At 45.1% G+C, this 16,201-nt stretch carries 19 protein-coding genes; all 19 read left to right on the top strand.

Annotated features, from left to right (window positions below; translation table 11 throughout):
• Positions 1-168: 168 nt before the first annotated feature.
• The 19 genes from AB5170_RS17375 to argR all read left to right on the top strand — a co-directional run bounded on the left by AB5170_RS17375 (position 169) and on the right by argR (position 16,155).
• On the top strand, positions 169-1,317 hold the full coding sequence (locus AB5170_RS17375; RefSeq protein ID WP_173718382.1) for a hypothetical protein: 1,149 nt from the start codon (positions 169-171) through the stop codon (positions 1,315-1,317).
• 117 nt (positions 1,318-1,434) lie between these two features.
• Positions 1,435-2,343, top strand: coding sequence for a stage III sporulation protein AA (gene spoIIIAA, locus AB5170_RS17380; protein ID WP_330382709.1), 909 nt, complete (start codon positions 1,435-1,437; stop codon positions 2,341-2,343).
• A complete protein-coding gene (locus AB5170_RS17385) occupies positions 2,340-2,855 on the top strand; it encodes a stage III sporulation protein AB (RefSeq protein ID WP_226837127.1) in 516 nt (171 codons plus the stop codon). The genes spoIIIAA and AB5170_RS17385 overlap by 4 nt, the downstream gene beginning before the upstream one ends.
• A gap of 76 nt (positions 2,856-2,931) precedes the next feature.
• Positions 2,932-3,126: a stage III sporulation protein AC gene (gene spoIIIAC / locus AB5170_RS17390; protein WP_021924294.1), complete on the top strand. Its 195-nt coding sequence runs from the start codon at positions 2,932-2,934 to the stop codon at positions 3,124-3,126.
• Between the two features lie 44 nt (positions 3,127-3,170).
• On the top strand, positions 3,171-3,557 hold the full coding sequence (locus AB5170_RS17395) for a SpoIIIAC/SpoIIIAD family protein (protein WP_173718384.1): 387 nt from the start codon (positions 3,171-3,173) through the stop codon (positions 3,555-3,557).
• Complete coding sequence (locus tag AB5170_RS17400) at positions 3,554-4,834, top strand: stage III sporulation protein AE (protein ID WP_227198827.1); 1,281 nt, start codon at positions 3,554-3,556, stop codon at positions 4,832-4,834. Before AB5170_RS17395 ends, AB5170_RS17400 begins: the two co-directional genes overlap by 4 nt.
• Before the next feature lie 87 nt (positions 4,835-4,921).
• A complete protein-coding gene (locus AB5170_RS17405; RefSeq protein WP_227198826.1) occupies positions 4,922-5,488 on the top strand; it encodes a stage III sporulation protein AF in 567 nt (188 codons plus the stop codon).
• Complete coding sequence (locus AB5170_RS17410; RefSeq protein WP_227198825.1) at positions 5,430-5,816, top strand: hypothetical protein; 387 nt, start codon at positions 5,430-5,432, stop codon at positions 5,814-5,816. The genes AB5170_RS17405 and AB5170_RS17410 overlap by 59 nt, the downstream gene beginning before the upstream one ends.
• Before the next feature lie 11 nt (positions 5,817-5,827).
• Positions 5,828-6,523, top strand: coding sequence for a SpoIIIAH-like family protein (locus AB5170_RS17415; protein ID WP_118581034.1), 696 nt, complete (start codon positions 5,828-5,830; stop codon positions 6,521-6,523).
• A gap of 107 nt (positions 6,524-6,630) precedes the next feature.
• The gene (locus AB5170_RS17420; RefSeq protein ID WP_195409226.1) at positions 6,631-8,220 is read left to right on the top strand and encodes a peptide chain release factor 3; all 1,590 of its coding nucleotides are present in this window, start codon (positions 6,631-6,633) and stop codon (positions 8,218-8,220) included.
• Between the two features lie 183 nt (positions 8,221-8,403).
• On the top strand, positions 8,404-8,790 hold the full coding sequence (locus AB5170_RS17425) for an Asp23/Gls24 family envelope stress response protein (protein WP_118581028.1): 387 nt from the start codon (positions 8,404-8,406) through the stop codon (positions 8,788-8,790).
• 104 nt (positions 8,791-8,894) lie between these two features.
• The gene (gene nusB / locus AB5170_RS17430; RefSeq protein ID WP_195409227.1) at positions 8,895-9,452 is read left to right on the top strand and encodes a transcription antitermination factor NusB; all 558 of its coding nucleotides are present in this window, start codon (positions 8,895-8,897) and stop codon (positions 9,450-9,452) included.
• The gene (gene xseA, locus AB5170_RS17435) at positions 9,445-10,674 is read left to right on the top strand and encodes an exodeoxyribonuclease VII large subunit (RefSeq protein ID WP_148462522.1); all 1,230 of its coding nucleotides are present in this window, start codon (positions 9,445-9,447) and stop codon (positions 10,672-10,674) included. The genes nusB and xseA overlap by 8 nt, the downstream gene beginning before the upstream one ends.
• 81 nt (positions 10,675-10,755) lie before the next feature.
• Positions 10,756-10,980: an exodeoxyribonuclease VII small subunit gene (xseB, locus tag AB5170_RS17440; RefSeq protein WP_148462521.1), complete on the top strand. Its 225-nt coding sequence runs from the start codon at positions 10,756-10,758 to the stop codon at positions 10,978-10,980.
• Positions 10,952-11,860 (top strand): polyprenyl synthetase family protein, encoded by a 909-nt coding sequence (locus AB5170_RS17445; RefSeq protein WP_243249223.1) that lies wholly within the window; start codon positions 10,952-10,954, stop codon positions 11,858-11,860. The genes xseB and AB5170_RS17445 overlap by 29 nt, the downstream gene beginning before the upstream one ends.
• A 13-nt stretch (positions 11,861-11,873) precedes the next feature.
• Positions 11,874-13,757: a 1-deoxy-D-xylulose-5-phosphate synthase gene (gene dxs / locus AB5170_RS17450; RefSeq protein ID WP_173769996.1), complete on the top strand. Its 1,884-nt coding sequence runs from the start codon at positions 11,874-11,876 to the stop codon at positions 13,755-13,757.
• A complete protein-coding gene (locus tag AB5170_RS17455) occupies positions 13,754-14,578 on the top strand; it encodes a TlyA family RNA methyltransferase (protein ID WP_148462520.1) in 825 nt (274 codons plus the stop codon). Before dxs ends, AB5170_RS17455 begins: the two co-directional genes overlap by 4 nt.
• A 55-nt stretch (positions 14,579-14,633) precedes the next feature.
• Complete coding sequence (locus AB5170_RS17460) at positions 14,634-15,512, top strand: NAD(+)/NADH kinase (RefSeq protein ID WP_148462519.1); 879 nt, start codon at positions 14,634-14,636, stop codon at positions 15,510-15,512.
• 187 nt (positions 15,513-15,699) lie between these two features.
• Positions 15,700-16,155 (top strand): arginine repressor, encoded by a 456-nt coding sequence (gene argR / locus AB5170_RS17465; protein WP_118581008.1) that lies wholly within the window; start codon positions 15,700-15,702, stop codon positions 16,153-16,155.
• Positions 16,156-16,201: the final 46 nt, after the last annotated feature.

Here is a 16,201-nt window from a genome sequence, read left to right on the forward strand (position 1 = left end):
AAAAGTTGAAAAAAAGAAACCCCTATCCCCTCAAGATTGAGGGGCAGGGGAGTTGAAGTGTCGAAGACACTTTTTTATGTATCGCGAAGCATGCAATTGTAAAGCATGTAATTGTGAAGGTACGGAACAGTTACCAAAAGAGTACTATTGCGGAAGCAGTGCAGATAAATGAAGAAAAAGAAGAAATGGAGAAACCGCATTTTCTGGCTCAGGATCCTGATCATGGTTCTGGTCATTGTGGGATCTTATCTGGCATATGCCTTTATATACAGAGGCAGAAATGAGCCGCCCACCAAGAGGAAAACCACCAATCAGGAAGCGGCTTACTATACGCTTCGTGGACAGATCCAGATGCTTTCCAAGAAAGAAGAGCTGATGGCATTTGCCTTTGAAGACAGGAAAAAGGAGCGGGAATACGGAACCTATATTATTCCCGGTCTGAAAGCAACACGAACCCTTCTTACCAGTGAAGGTGATATGCCGGCCATGTGTACCACTATGACACCGCAGGGTTTGGCAGTAACAGAGGATTATGTTTTTGTAAGTGCCTATTGTCATGCGAAAAAGCATAATTCTGTGATCTATATGATCAACAAAGAATCGCACCGTTTTATAAAAGAAATTATTTTGCCCGGACAGCCACATGTTGGTGGTCTGGCGTATGACAGTGAACATCAGATTCTATGGTATTCTTCAAATACGCAGGAGCTTGCCCAGGCAGTGAGTCTTACCATGGAATCTATTGAAAATTATGACTATGATGCGGGCAGGCATCCTATTGCGACCAACCAGGTAGCCAGCCTTTACGGAATCGTCCGTGATTCCTTCATGACCTTTTATGATGGGTGTCTGTACGTTGGCTGCTTTACAAAATATACAGACAGTGCAATTGCAAGATATGCAGTGGATGCTCAGGGAAACCTGATAAATACTATGGATGAAGGTCTGGGAATGAACTTTGGGATGGCAGTTCCCCTTGATTATTCCACCATTTCCGAACAGGCACAGGGAATGACTTTTTATAACGACAAGCTTCTTTTGTCTCATTCCTTTGGAATTCTGCCTTCCAGAGTGGTATTTTATGAGAAATCCGATAAAAGGCTTTATGTAGATGAAAATTCTGCTGTCAGCTATCGGTTTCCGGAACGAATCGAACAGATTTTTGTGGATGGGGATGACTTGTACGTGCTGTTTGAATCCGCTGCTTATGCATATAGTTCAGCGTCTGTGAATATTGTGGACAGGGTTTTAAAACTGAGCCTTCCCAGAATGGAAGAATACCAGCAGAGCATACAGAGTAATGTGAGCCAGTATTAGAAGGATTTTTCAAACACGCTCTAGAGCCTGTAAATCTGGTGGATTTATTTAAGAATGAATCCGGGATTGTCCACATATATTAAAATTGAGAGGTGATACAACATAGAAGCAGAGCAGATTCAGAACCTGTTTGCGGGCAATATCCGCAGACTGTTGATGAATGCAAACCTTGATTATGACAAAATATATGAGATACGGTTAAGAGTAGGACGACCGCTGTTCTACACCTATGACGGAGGTGAGGGTTTCCTTACCGACCATGATGGCAAATACGTGGTGACAAGGGAAGATCTGAAGGAAACCATGGAATATATAAGTGGTTATTCCCTTTATTCCTATGAAGATGAAATGCGCCAGGGATTTCTCACTGTTCAGGGAGGTCATCGGGTAGGTGTTACCGGAAAGGTGATTCTTGACGGCAATGAGATCCAGGGAATGAAATATATTTCCTGTATCAATGTACGTCTGGCTCACGAAGTGGTAGGCTGCGCAGACCAGGTGATGCCCTATATCCGCAAAAAAGACTGGGTAGCTCATACTTTGATCGTTTCTCCGCCAAGAGGAGGGAAAACAACCCTGCTCCGGGATATTATCCGTCAGCTGAGCAATGGTGAGGAAAAGAAAAAAATGCCGGGGGTAACGGTTGGCGTTGTAGATGAGAGAAGTGAGCTTGCCGGCTCCTATCAGGGAGTTCCACAGAATGACCTTGGCATGCGTACGGATGTGCTGGACGGCTGTCCGAAGGCAGAAGGGATGGAAATGCTGATCCGTTCTATGTCTCCGGCAGTTGTGGCCGTAGATGAACTGGGACGGAAAGAAGACTTTAAAGCTGTGGAATCTGTGATTCACAGTGGATGTAAAGTAATCGCCACCGCTCATGGAAATTCCATTGAGGACGTGATCCATCAGCCTTATTTTGAAAGGCTGGTGAGAAGAAGAGTGTTTGAACGGTATATTTTCCTGGACAAGGGAGAACATGCGGGAACCATACTTGGAATTTATGACAGAAACGGGAGGCCTTGTTGAAAACAGCAGGAATCATTCTGATCCTTTTTTCCGGAACAGGTCTTGGGTTGTGTAAAAGCATGGAACTGACAGCCAGACTGAAAATTCTGGAAAAACTGGCGCAGCTTCTTCTGTTACTGAAAGGGGAAATCCGCTGCACAGGGGCGACGTTGGAAGATGCCTTTCTTGATGCTGCAGCAAAAATGCCAGGAGAGTACAGGCTTTTTCTCAAAGAAACTGCAGGATGGCTTCAGCAGCGGCCTGGAATTACCTTTGATGAGATTTTCAGGGAGTGCGCGGTAAGACTGCTTCCCCTTTACAGACTTTCAGAGGAAGAGAGGGAAAGCTTTCTTTCTCTGGGCGAAAAACTGGGATATCTGGACAGGGAAATGCAGGTGGCACAGCTGACACTTCTGGAGGAAGAGTTAGGCTACAGGATAAAGACTCTGAAAAGTGCTATGCCAAAGCAGCAGAAAACATATCAGAGCATGGGAATTCTGGGCGGAATTCTGCTGGCAGTCCTGTTGTGGTAGATTTCATAAAATATCTGGGAAAATTGCCTGGGAAACGATTATGTAAAGGCAGATAACGGTAAGAAAGGAGGCCCCCTTGGAAGTCAGTATTATTTTTAAAATAGCTGCTGTGGGGATTCTGGTCTCCGTACTTTCTCAGGTTCTGAAGCACAGCGGCAGAGAGGAACAGGCTTTTTTAGTCAGCCTGGCAGGGCTCCTTGTGGTACTCTTCTGGATCGTGCCATATATTTATGAGCTGTTTGACAGCATAAAAAAATTATTTGAATTGTGATCTGATTCACCAATATCCTGTCGCTTGTGTTCAGGAGGTGGAAAATGGACATTATAAAGATTTCGTTACTAGGCGTATGCGGTGTTATTCTTGGATTTCTTATGAAGGAAACCAAACCGGAATACGCCTGTTTTATTACAGTTGGAATTGGCCTTGTGATCATGGGGCTTGCTGTGGGGAAAATTTATTATCTGTTTGAATCTCTGGGAAAAATCCAGGAAACACTTCCAGTGGATACGGAATATATTTCCACACTGGTAAAAATGATCGGAATTACCTACATCGGCCAGTTTGCCTCCGGAATCTGTAAAGATGCAGGCTACAGCACAACAGCGGCTCAGATCGAGCTGTTCTGTAAATTGTCGGTGATGGTGCTGAGTATGCCGGTGCTTATGGCGCTTCTGAAGACGATTCAGGAGTTCATGGTATGAGGTTCTGGAGAAAAAAACAAAAATGGCAGGTAATTGCTGCATTGTTATTTGCAGTATGGATTCTGATGGGAACCAGAAAAATAAATGTAAATGCAGAGAGCATGGAAACAGAGAGTTTTACAGGTGAAAAAGCAGTCGAAACAGAGGAAGAGACAACGAAGAAAACAACGAAGAAAACAGTAACAGCAGGTATTGGCTATCGTGCAGCTTCCGCTGATTCTGAGGGCATTACGGAGCAGCTGGTTTCGGACATGTCTTTCGAACAGGTACAAACTTTAATGGATGAAATGCTGGGAGAGGACAGCTTCTCCATAGGAACAGCATTAAAAAACATGATAAACGGCGAAACAGTATTTTCAAAAGAGGCGGTGCAGCAATTTCTGCGCAGCCTCTTTTTTGACCGGCTGGAAAAAGAACGGGCTAATTTTTTTCGCATTCTTCTTCTGGTGCTGGCAGCTGCTGTTTTTACAAATTTTGCAGAGGTATTTGAAAACAGCCAGATTGGAGAGGTAAGTTTTTACATGGTATATCTTTTATTATTTACCATTCTAATGAACAGCTATCAGCAGCTTGGAGTTTCTCTTGGAAAACAGCTGGAATGGATGACTCAGTTTATGAAAGGCCTGGCACCTGCTTATTTCGTGGCAGTTTCAGCAGCATCGGGAGCTGTCACGGCATCTGTATTTTATCAGGGGGTTCTTCTTCTGGTGTGGCTGGTGGAATGGCTTCTTCTCACTTTGATTCTGCCAGGGGCTAATCTGTATGTTCTTCTTTGTATGGTGAACCATCTTTCCAAAGAGGATATGTTAAGCAAGATGGCAGAGCTTCTGGAAACTATGATCAGCTGGAGCCTGAAAACCATGCTTGGGGCTGTCCTTGGGCTTCAGGCGGTACGAGGATTGGTTGCGCCTGCCATGGATGCCATCAAACGAACTGCCCTGGGCAGAACTGCCGGAGCAATTCCGGCTGTGGGAAATGCCGTAAATGCGGTAACAGAATTGATTCTGGCAGGGGCACTGCTTGTGAAAAACTGTCTTGGAGCAATGGCGGTGGTGGTTCTGCTTCTTGCAGGAGCCGGACCTGTGATTCATTATGGTCTTCTATCCCTTAGCTATCGCTTCCTTGGTGCAGTGGCACAGCCTGTATCAGACAAACGAATCGTAGGCTGTCTTGGTACAATGGGAGAAGGCTGTGCTCTGCTTCTGCGGATCATGCTGACTGCGGAAATTCTGTGTGTGCTTACCTTTATAGTTCTCATGGCGTCTGTAGGCGGATAAAAGTAACAGTAAGCGGAAATGAACCATAATAACCTGATCATATGACTGAGATATGGGACAAAAATGGGATGCGGGAAGTGATATATTATGAAAGAAGCCATCTACAGCTGGATCAAATGCCTTGCCATATTTTATATTCTGTTGACTATGCTCATCCATCTGGTGCCTACCGGGAAATATCAGCGTTATGTGCGTTTTTTTATGGGGCTTTTGCTGATGGCTATGCTGATCACTCCTATGCTTTCCATTCTGGAAAAAGCTAAGACACTGCCGGAAAGCTTTTCCAGCCTTTACCAGCAGGAGGAAAAAAAGCGGCTCACTCTTGATATGGAAAATCTTCAGAAAAGCCTTCTGGAAAAAGGTGTGGAGGAGCAGCTTGAGAAAAATATTCCGGAATCTTTGAAAAAGAAAGGCATAGAAGTGACGGCATGCAAAGTACATATAGAAGGGGAGCTGTTAAAAGCCTGCCTGTGGACGAAGGCGGTGCCAGATGGAGAGCTTGAGGGGGGGATAAAAGATGAACTTGCAGCAAACTGGGGAATCCGGGAAGAAAACTGTGAAGTCCTTGCTTGGGAAAATGGGAAGCAGACAATGGGTGATTCTTCTCCTTCTGGGACTTCTGCTTACGGTAATTGCACTTCCGGTATCCAATAAAAAGGATAGCTCCCCGGAAGTAAAAAGCAGTTCCTTTTTTTCAGCTTCTTCTGAGGAAAATACAGATGCAGAACGGACAGTTCTGGAGAAAAAACTGGAAGATCTTTTATCCCAGACAGAAGGAGTGGGAAAAGTGCAGGTGCTCCTTATGACGGGGGAAGAAAAAGACAGCAGCAGTTTCTACGATTCCGGAAATCAGGCGGTGACCGGAGTGCTGATCGCGGCGGAAGGAGCAGATAATTCTGTGGTTTCCAGGAATATTGTAGAAGGAGTTATGGCATTATTTCAGCTGGATGCCCATAAAATTAAAGTAATGAAAATGAAATGAGGAGAGGTAAAGTGAAAAAGATTCTGAAAAAGAACCAGGTAATCATTACTTCACTGGCGGTTCTGATCGCAGTTGCAGGATACCTGAATTTTGCAGATGTAGATCTTGGCCTGAAAAATAAGGAGGCAAGCGCAGACAGCAGCAGTATTCTGGAGGATGTGGACTATGATCTGACCGATGAAACAGCCCTTCTGGATGAGAACGGGGCGGATAGCAGCCTTACGGATGTGCAGGATCAGACCACCAGCACACCGGGGGAAGCTGTACTTACTGCGGCTTCTGATTTTGCAGCCCAGGCCAAACTTTCCAGAGAACAGATCCGTTCACAGAATAAAGCAGACCTGCAGGCTATTATTAACAACCAGGATCTGGGAGATGACCAGAAGCAGGAGGCTGTGAGCACCATGGTTTCCATGGCGGATCTGACGGAAAAAGAGTCGGCAGCAGAACTTCTTCTGGAAGCTAAAGGCTTCGAAAATGTGATCGTAAATCTTACCGGAGAGACGGCAGACGTGGTGGTTCCGGAAGCAGATCTGACAGATGCAAAACGAGCTCAGATTGAAGACATTGTGAAAAGAAAAACGGGAATTGCACCGGAAAATATTGTGATCACGCCGTTAAATGAAAGCGAGGAAGAACTGGTAAATAAAGATGAATCACTGGAGACTTCCGTGGATATTGATGATGATACCACAGTAAATCCGTGATAATACCCCCTTGACAGTGCAGCAGTCCTTATACTAGAATAGGAATGCTGCAAAAATATAAGAATACAAGCGTGTCTGAAATAGAGAATTCAAATAGGAGGCTAAACGTGTCGAAGTATACGAAAGAAATAGAAAAAAGAAGAACCTTTGCCATCATTTCCCACCCGGATGCAGGTAAGACTACTCTGACTGAGAAATTCCTGCTGTATGGCGGAGCCATTAATCTGGCCGGTAGTGTTAAAGGAAAGGCAACGGCCCGCCATGCAGTATCAGACTGGATGGAAATTGAAAAGGAGAGAGGTATTTCCGTTACTTCTTCCGTATTGCAGTTCCATTATGACGGTTACTGCATCAACATTCTGGATACTCCTGGACATCAGGATTTCTCAGAGGATACTTATCGTACCCTGATGGCTGCAGATTCTGCAGTTATGGTAATCGACGGGTCCAAGGGTGTTGAGGCACAGACCAGAAAGCTGTTCAAGGTCTGCGTTATGAGACACATTCCTATTTTTACTTTTATCAATAAAATGGACCGTGATGCCAACGATACCTTTGATCTTCTTGACGAGATCGAAAAAGAGCTTGGAATCGCAACCTGCCCTATTAACTGGCCAATCGGTTCCGGTAAGAAATTCCGCGGTGTTTACGACCGCAACACGAATAAGATCCTTACTTTCACAGATACCCAGAAAGGTACCAAGGAGGGAACTATTGAGGAAATCGATCTGGATTCTCCTCATGCACTTGAGGTTATGGATCCGGAGCAGAAAGAACAGCTTCTGGAGGAAATCGAGCTTCTGGATGGCGCAAGTGCCGAGTTCGATCAGGAGATGGTAAGTAAGGGAGAACTGACTCCTGTGTTCTTTGGATCAGCTCTTACCAATTTTGGTGTTGAGACTTTCCTGGAGCATTTCCTGAAGATGACTACGTCACCTCTTCCAAGAATGGCAGACACAGGTCTTGTTGATCCTATGAGCGATGATTTTTCTGCTTTTGTATTTAAGATTCAGGCAAATATGAATAAGGCTCACCGTGACAGAATTGCATTTATGCGTATCTGCTCCGGCAAATTCGATGCCTCCCAGGAGGTTTACCATGTACAGGGGGATAAGAAGATGAGACTTCTTCAGCCCCAGCAGATGATGGCTGAGTCCCGCCATGTAGTTGAGGAGGCTTATGCAGGAGATATTATCGGTGTATTTGATCCCGGTATTTTTTCTATTGGAGATACGATCTGTACGCCTGGAAAAAAATTTGCATTTGAGGGCATTCCTACATTTGCACCGGAGCACTTTGCAAGGGTAAGACTTCTGGATACCATGAAGAGAAAGCAGTTTGTAAAGGGAATTAACCAGATCGCACAGGAAGGTGCCATCCAGATTTTCCAGGAGCTTTACGGAAATATGGAAGAGATCATTGTGGGCGTTGTTGGTGTGCTCCAGTTTGATGTTTTGAAATATCGTCTGGAGAACGAGTATAATGTGGAAATTCGTCTGGAAAATCTGCCATATGAGCACATCAGATGGATTGCGAACAAGGATGAGATTCAGGTGGACAAGATCGTCGGAACTTCTGACATGAAGAAGGTTACAGATCTGAAAGGCAATCCGTTGCTTCTGTTTATCAATGCATGGAGTGTGGGCATGACAGAAGACAGAAATCCGGATTTAATATTAACAGAATTCAGTAAATAACTCTTTTCATTTTTGACGCATTTTGCTATAATTAAAGAAAGTCTCGGATAGAAATAGAACTGCGCAGATGCGTGGGATGATCCGTTTCGTGTAAATACGCCGTAAGGCAGATTTGACGCTGGCCTCGTGGAAAGATGCGAATTTTCCGGCAGCCGGCAGATTAAACCTAGGAGGTTTGTAAGCATGGCAGAGAAGAGAACAACATATAAAATACAGGATATTGAGGGAATCGGTGAGGTTCAGATCGCAGATGAGGTCGTTACTATTATCGCCGGACTTGCCGCTACAGAAGTAGACGGAGTTGCCTCCATGGCAGGTAATATTACCAATGAGCTGGTAAGCAAGCTTGGAATGAAGAATCTCTCCAAGGGAGTTAAGGTTGAAATTGTTGACAGTGTGGTAAGCGTTGACCTTACCCTGAATATTGAATATGGCATGAATATCCTTGAGACCAGCAAGAAGGTTCAGGAGAAAGTAAAAGCAGCCATTGAGAACATGACAGGACTTGAGGTTGCAGATGTCAATATTCATATTGCAAGCGTAGATATGGAGAATGAAAAAAGCAAGTAAACGAAAAAAGGAAAGTAAACCTTTCCTTTTTTTTCTATGAATGTCTGCGTGAGCTGGCATTTCTTTGCAGGGATTTTCGGGAGTTACAGATAGTAGGAGGAAACATGAGAAGAAGGGAACAGAGAGAACATATTTTTAAGCTGCTTTTTATCAGCGAGTTTAATACACAGAAAGAAATGGAAGAGCAGCTGGCTTTATATTTAGCTGATATTGGGAATCTGGAAGAGAGCGACCGGGACTATATCAGCCGCAAATATATGAACATTATGAACCACACAGATGAGCTTGATGAGAAGCTGAACAGCATCAGTATGGGATGGAAGACAAGCCGTATGAACCGTGTTGATCTGACAGTTCTTCGTCTGGCTGTGTATGAGCTTGAATATGAGAAAGAGGAAGTGCCGGTAGGAGTTGCCATCAATGAGGCTGTAGAACTGGCGAAATGCTTCGGTTCTGAAGAGTCCGGTGCATTCGTAAACGGAATCCTTGGAAAAATTGCCAACCCGGATAAGAAGGTTGCTGCAAGAAAGGCATCTTCTAAGAAAGAAGAACAGACCTCTGCAAGACCGAAGTCCGGTTTCAAGGTAAAGGATCCTTCCAAAAAGGTGGTAGTTGTCAACCGCAATGTAAGCTCCAGGGCACCGGAAAATAAAAATGAATAATGTTTATTCTGTTGGTCAGGTAAACCGCTATGTGAAGAACATGTTTACCCAGGACTATTTTTTACAGAATATTTATGTAAAGGGAGAGGTATCCAACTGTAAATACCACTCCACAGGACACATCTATTTTACCTTGAAGGACGAAGGCGGCACACTGAAATGCGTTATGTTCGCAGGTTCCAGAAGAGGTCTTGCTTTCCGCATGAAAGACGGAGACAAGGTGATAGCCGGGGGCAGAGTAGATGTCTATGAAAGAGATGGCGTATATCAGTTCTATGCGAAGGAGATTACTTTAGAGGGAGCTGGTGCGCTTTATGAAAGATACCTGGCATTGAAGCAGGAGCTGGAGGATATGGGAATGTTTGCACAGGAGTACAAGCAGCCCATACCGGAATTTGCCCACAGAGTGGGGATTGTCACATCTCCTACAGGTGCTGCGATCCGGGATATTATCAACGTTTCCACCCGAAGAAATCCTTTTATCCAGAGTATTCTTTACCCGGCACTTGTGCAGGGAGAGGGAGCAGTGGCCAGTATTGTACGTGGTATCCGCATGCTGGACGAGGCAGGCGTGGATGTGATCATTGTAGGACGGGGCGGTGGTTCTATCGAGGAACTATGGGCTTTTAACGAAGAAGAGGTGGCAAGGGCGATTTTTGAGTGCCATACACCTGTAATTTCTGCAGTGGGACATGAGACTGACTTTACCATCGCGGATTTTGTGGCGGATCTTCGTGCCCCTACACCTTCAGCAGCGGCAGAACTCGCCTATTTTGACTGCCGGACTCTTTTGAACTCCATGCAAGGGTATCAGGAACGGCTGGAACGGGCAGTGTGGAATAAAATTGACGTAAACAGGGCAAAACTGGAAAGATATGGAACACGTCTTCAGTATCTGAATCCGGAGAGCCGTCTGCGTGACCGTCAGCAGTATGCGGCAGATGTGCAGGAACGAATCCAGTCTGCCATGGAACAAAAGATAAAAGATAAAAGACACAGACTGTCCCTCTATCTGGAACGGTTTCACGGTCTTTCTCCTCTTCGGAAGCTGAATCAGGGTTACTCCTATGTTTCTGATAAGGAAGGAAAGACATTGACAAGCGTTTCCCAGGTAAAACAAGGGGATAGTCTGCTGATTTATGTTACAGATGGTACAATAGAGGCGTCTGTACAGAATACAAAAGCCAGCAGTTACGGAGCAGATACAGACTGTGAAAAATAAAGTCAGCGTGCAGATCGTGCATAGCCCATAAAAGGCTTCTGTGTACAATGTGCGCAGCGATAAAGATGGAGGTGCGGGATAATGGCTGATGAGAAAAAAGAAGAGAAAACTCTGGAGGAGGCTTTTTCAGAGCTGGATGTTCTGGCGGGAAAGCTGGAAGACCGTGAGACCTCCCTGGAAGATTCGTTTCGTCTTTATAAACAGGGAATGGAGCTTCTGAAATATTGCAATGATAAGCTTGATACTGTAGAGAAAAAAATGCTGCAGATGAATGAGGATGGTAGCCTTGGTGAATTTTCAAGATGAATTAAAAAAAAGAACAGAAGAAATTAATAAAGTGATCCAGTCTTATCTTCCGGCAGAGGAAGGTTTTGCGAAGACTATGGCACAGGCAATGAATTACAGTATTCTGGCAGGCGGAAAGCGCCTTCGCCCTATGCTGATCCTGGAAACCTTAAGGCTGTTTGGAGGAGAAGAGAAGCTGGCATATCCTTTTATGGCAGCTATGGAGATGATTCATACCCATTCACTGGTCCATGATGATCTTCCGGCTCTTGATAATGACGATTACCGAAGAGGACGTCTTACCACCCATAAAGTTTATGGGGAAGCCATGGGGGTTCTGAGTGGTGTGGCACTTCTCAATTATGCTTATGAAGTGATGCTTACAGCTTTTGACAAGGCAGATACACCAGATCGTCAGGCACATGTGATTCAGGCGCTGAAGGTGATATCTCATAAGACCGGACTTTACGGAATGCTTGGCGGACAGAGTGTGGATGTGGAAAATGACGGCAAGCCTATGAGCCGTGAGATGATTGATTATATTTATGAGAATAAGACTTCTGCACTTATTGAAGCCTCTGTGATGACAGGCGCAATTCTCGGAGGTGCCACAGAAGAAGAGATTGCTATAGTAGAAAAGGCAGCAAAAAATATCGGCCTTGCTTTCCAAATCCAGGATGATATCCTGGATGTGACCAGCACCGAGGAAGAGCTGGGAAAGCCAATTCACAGTGATGAGAAGAATCATAAGACTACTTATGTGACACTTATGGGAATTGAGAAAGCCTCGCAGCAGGTGAAGAAGCTGTCAGATGAGGCAGTCACTTTGCTTGAAGGACTGAATAAGAAAAATGAATTCCTGTTTACTCTGGTGAACGAGCTGGTGGGACGCAGGAAGTGAAAGAAGGATACAAATGATTCTGGATAAAATAAAAAAGCCCAACGATATTCACAAAATTCCTCTGGCTGAATTTCCTCAGCTGGCAGAAGAAATACGAAGCTTTTTGATTGAATCCGTCAGCAGGACAGGAGGACATTTGGCATCCAATCTTGGAGTGGTAGAACTTACACTGGCACTGCATAATGTACTGGATTTTCCAGATGACAAGCTGATTTGGGATGTAGGCCATCAGGCATACACTCACAAGATCCTCACCGGACGAAAAGGTGAATTTGAGACCCTGCGCAAGGAAGGCGGACTGAGTGGTTTTCCAAAAAGAGGGGAGAGCAATTGCGACTCTTTTGACGCGGGACATAGCTCAGATTCTATTTCTGCAGGCCTTGGTTATGTGCATGCAAGGGATCTTCTTGGAGAGAATTATCATGTGGTTTCTGTGATCGGCGATGGTGCGCTTACAGGCGGTATGGCTTATGAGGCGCTGAATAATGCAGCTGAATTGAAGACCAATTTTATAATTGTTTTAAATGACAATAATATGTCAATCTCTCCAAATGTAGGAGGAATGTCAAATTATCTCAGTGCGATCCGTACTGCAGAAGCATACACCGGAATGAAAATGAGCCTGAATAAGGCGGTAAAAAAGATTCCCCGTGTGGGAACCGCTATGGTGGATGCTGTGAGAAGGACGAAAAGCAGCATTAAGCAGCTTTTTATTCCAGGAATGCTCTTTGAAAATATGGGACTGACCTATCTTGGACCGGTGGACGGGCATAATATGCGCCAGATGATGCGCCTTTTTAATGAGGCAAAGCGTGTGAAGGGACCGGTTGTGGTTCATGTTCTTACAGAAAAGGGACGTGGCTATGAACCTGCAAGACAGAACCCGGATATGTTTCATGGAATTGGACCGTTTGATATCAAGACTGGAAAGCCAACCCAGAAGAAGGTCTGTCCAGGCTATACGGATGTGTTTGCAGATGCTTTGTGCCAGGTAGCGGCAGAAGAAGAGAAGCTGGTTGCCATTACAGCTGCCATGCCTGATGGTACCGGGCTGAAAAAGTTTTCCCAGAGATTTCCGGACCGGTTCTTTGATGTGGGAATTGCAGAAGAGCATGCGGTTTCCTTTGCAGCCGGACTGGCACTTGGCGGAGTGATCCCGGTGGTTGCCATTTATTCTTCCTTTTTGCAAAGAGCTGTGGATCAGATGCTTCACGATGTGTGCATGCAGAAGCTTCATGTGATCTTTGCAGTGGACAGGGCTGGGCTTGTTGGTGCAGATGGTGAGACACATCAGGGCAATTTTGACATTTCCTATCTCAGTATGATGCCTGGAATGACAGTGATGGCACCGAAGAATGACTGGGAGTTAAAGGAAATGCTTCGCTTTGCTGTGAAAGCGGATGGCCCGGTAGCAATCCGTTACCCAAGAGGTAACGCATATCAGGGGCTGCAGGAATATCAGACAGCTGTGGAGATGGGGAAAAGTGAAGTCCTTCACAGCGGTTGTAAGGTAGCAGTTCTGGCACTTGGAAGCATGGTGGAGATCTGTGCAGATGTCTGCAGTGAATTACAGAAGGCAGGAATTGATCCTACTTTTGTAAATGTCAGATTTGTAAAGCCATTAGATACAGCTTTGCTGGATCAGCTGGCACGGAATCACAGTCTGGTGGTAACAGTAGAAGAAAATGTGCAAAATGGTGGCTTTGGACAGCAGGTATGCGGTTATATGGAAGAATATCATCCTGGTATCCAGGTGCTGCCGGTGGCTATTCCGGATCGTTTTGTGCCTCATGGAGGTGTGGACAGTCTTAGGGTACAGCTGGGGCTTAGCGCCAATGCCATCGCAGAGAAGATAAAGAAAATTTCAAGTAGCTATTCAGAAGGAATAAGAGAATGAAGAAACGATTGGATATGATGCTGGTGGAGCGCGCTCTTGCACCTTCCAGAGAAAAAGCAAAAGCATATATCATGGCCGGACAGGTTTATGTAGATGGTCAGAAGGAAGATAAAGCAGGTTCCATGTTTGCTGAAACGGTGAAAGTGGAAGTCAGAGGAAACACTCTTCCATATGTAAGCCGTGGCGGCCTGAAGCTTGAAAAAGCAATGAATGAATTTGATGTAAGTCTTGAGGGGAAGGTGTGCATGGATGTAGGCGCCTCTACAGGCGGTTTTACAGACTGTATGCTTCAGAATGGCGGTGTGAAGGTATATTCTATTGATGTGGGATATGGCCAGCTGGACTGGAAGCTTCGCAACGACCCAAGAGTTGTGTGCATGGAGAAAACCAACATTCGCTATGTGGTACCGGAGGATATCCAGGAGAAACCTGCATTTTCCTCTATTGACGTTTCCTTTATTTCCCTGACAAAGGTACTGGGACCTGTGAGAAACCTTCTTACAGAGGATGGCGAGATCGTCTGCCTGATAAAACCCCAGTTTGAGGCTGGCAGGGAAAAGGTGGGAAAGAAAGGGGTTGTCCGTGATCCTGCTGTACACGAGGAAGTGATAGAGAAGGTGAGGGATTTCGCTATGAGTATTTCCCTCGAGCCATGCCATCTTTCTTTTTCTCCGATCAAAGGACCAGAGGGAAATATTGAATATCTTCTGCATCTGAAGAAAAGACCGGAGGGAACGGAGGTTCCGGACAGTCTTACTGTGAAAGTGGAGGATGTGGTTGCACAGGCACACGGAGCATTGGATAAACCGGCAGAAAAATAGTATGCAGTTGAATGCTGTTGCTTACAGGGGCAGTAAACAGATACAGGACTTTGTTATGAATAAGTTTTATATTATAACCAACAATGAAAAAGATAAAAATCTGGAATTTACAGACCGGGTAGTGGATTATCTTGGAAAAAGAGGCGGACACTGTGAAGTTCAGCTTGCTGGAAGACAGACCGCAGGTCCGTTCCACTATACGGATCCAAGAAAGATTCCAGAAGAAACACAGTGCATTATCGTACTTGGCGGTGATGGAACCCTTCTGCAGGCGGCCAGAGACATTCAGGCGGCTCACGATAAGAAGCGCAGTCAGATTCCCCTTCTGGGAGTCAATCTTGGAAATCTGGGCTTTCTGGCTGAGGTGGACAGGCAGTCTGTATACCAGGCTCTTGACAAGCTTACGGAGGATGTCTACGAGGTGGAAGAGAGAATGATGCTCTCCGGGACTGTTTACCGGGGAGACAGGGTCATCGGCAAGGATATTGCCTTAAATGACATTGTAATTGCAAGGGAAGGTCCCCTTCGTGTTGTAAGATTTAAAAATTTTGTCAATGACGAATATCTGAACTCTTATAACGCTGATGGAATTATTATTTCCACACCTACAGGTTCGACAGGATACAGCCTTTCTGTTGGCGGTCCTATTGTTTCACCAAGTGGAGAGATGACGATTATGACACCGATCGCGCCACATACTCTGAACAGCCGAAGCATTGTTTTCCCGGCGGAAGATGTGATTACGGTGGAAATGGGAGAGGGACGTCACCAGGATTGCGAAAAAGGACTGGCTTCTTTTGATGGGGATTCTGAGATTCCAATGATCACAGGAGATAAGATTGTGATCCGAAAGGCAGAGGTGAAAACCAGGATTTTGAAGCTGAATCATCTTAGTTTCGTTGAAGTGTTGAGACAGAAAATGAGGGATAGCTGATTTTTGATGTATAAAATATAAATATTATTATAAGTGTTGATTTCCGCATGGGAATTTTATTGATAATATCATTTTCAGAATGCGTTGCAAAGGTTCCTTCAGAGCTTGTTTGAAAAAGGGGTATTGTAAGTGACAGCTTTTTTTAACAGACTTCAGGGCAGAAAATCTTTGCAGGGGAGGTTAAGAAGTGAAATTAGCAAGACATGAGAAAATTATCGAACTGATAAAAGAATATGACATAGATACACAGGAAGAGCTTGCAGCCAGATTGAATGAAGCCGGTTTTAAGGTGACACAGGCTACGGTTTCACGAGATATCCGTGCACTGAAAATGACCAAGGTTGCAGGAAAAGACGGGAAATCCCGCTATGCCATCCTGCAGGATACACAGCCAGGGCTTGGGGACCAGTATACAAGAGTGTTAAATGATGCGGTTGTGTCCATTGAGGTTGGACAGAATCTGGTAGTGATCAAAACAGTTACCGGAATGGCAATGGGAGTTGCCACAGCTCTGGATGCCTTGAAATGGCCGGAAATCCTGGGCTGTATTGCAGGAGATGACACGATTATGTGTGCCTGCAAAAGCTCTGAGCTGGCGGAGGGTGTCATGGAGAAGCTGGGCAGTATTTTGAACAGAAGATAAAAATGGAAACAGTTTGCATGACCGGAATTTTCAATCGGGTTTCAGA

It is taken from the genome of Ruminococcus sp. RTP21484sp1_RTP21281st1_A8_RTP21281_210402, from assembly GCF_040914025.1.
Classification (GTDB): Bacteria; Bacillota; Clostridia; order Lachnospirales; family Lachnospiraceae; genus Blautia_A; species Blautia_A faecis.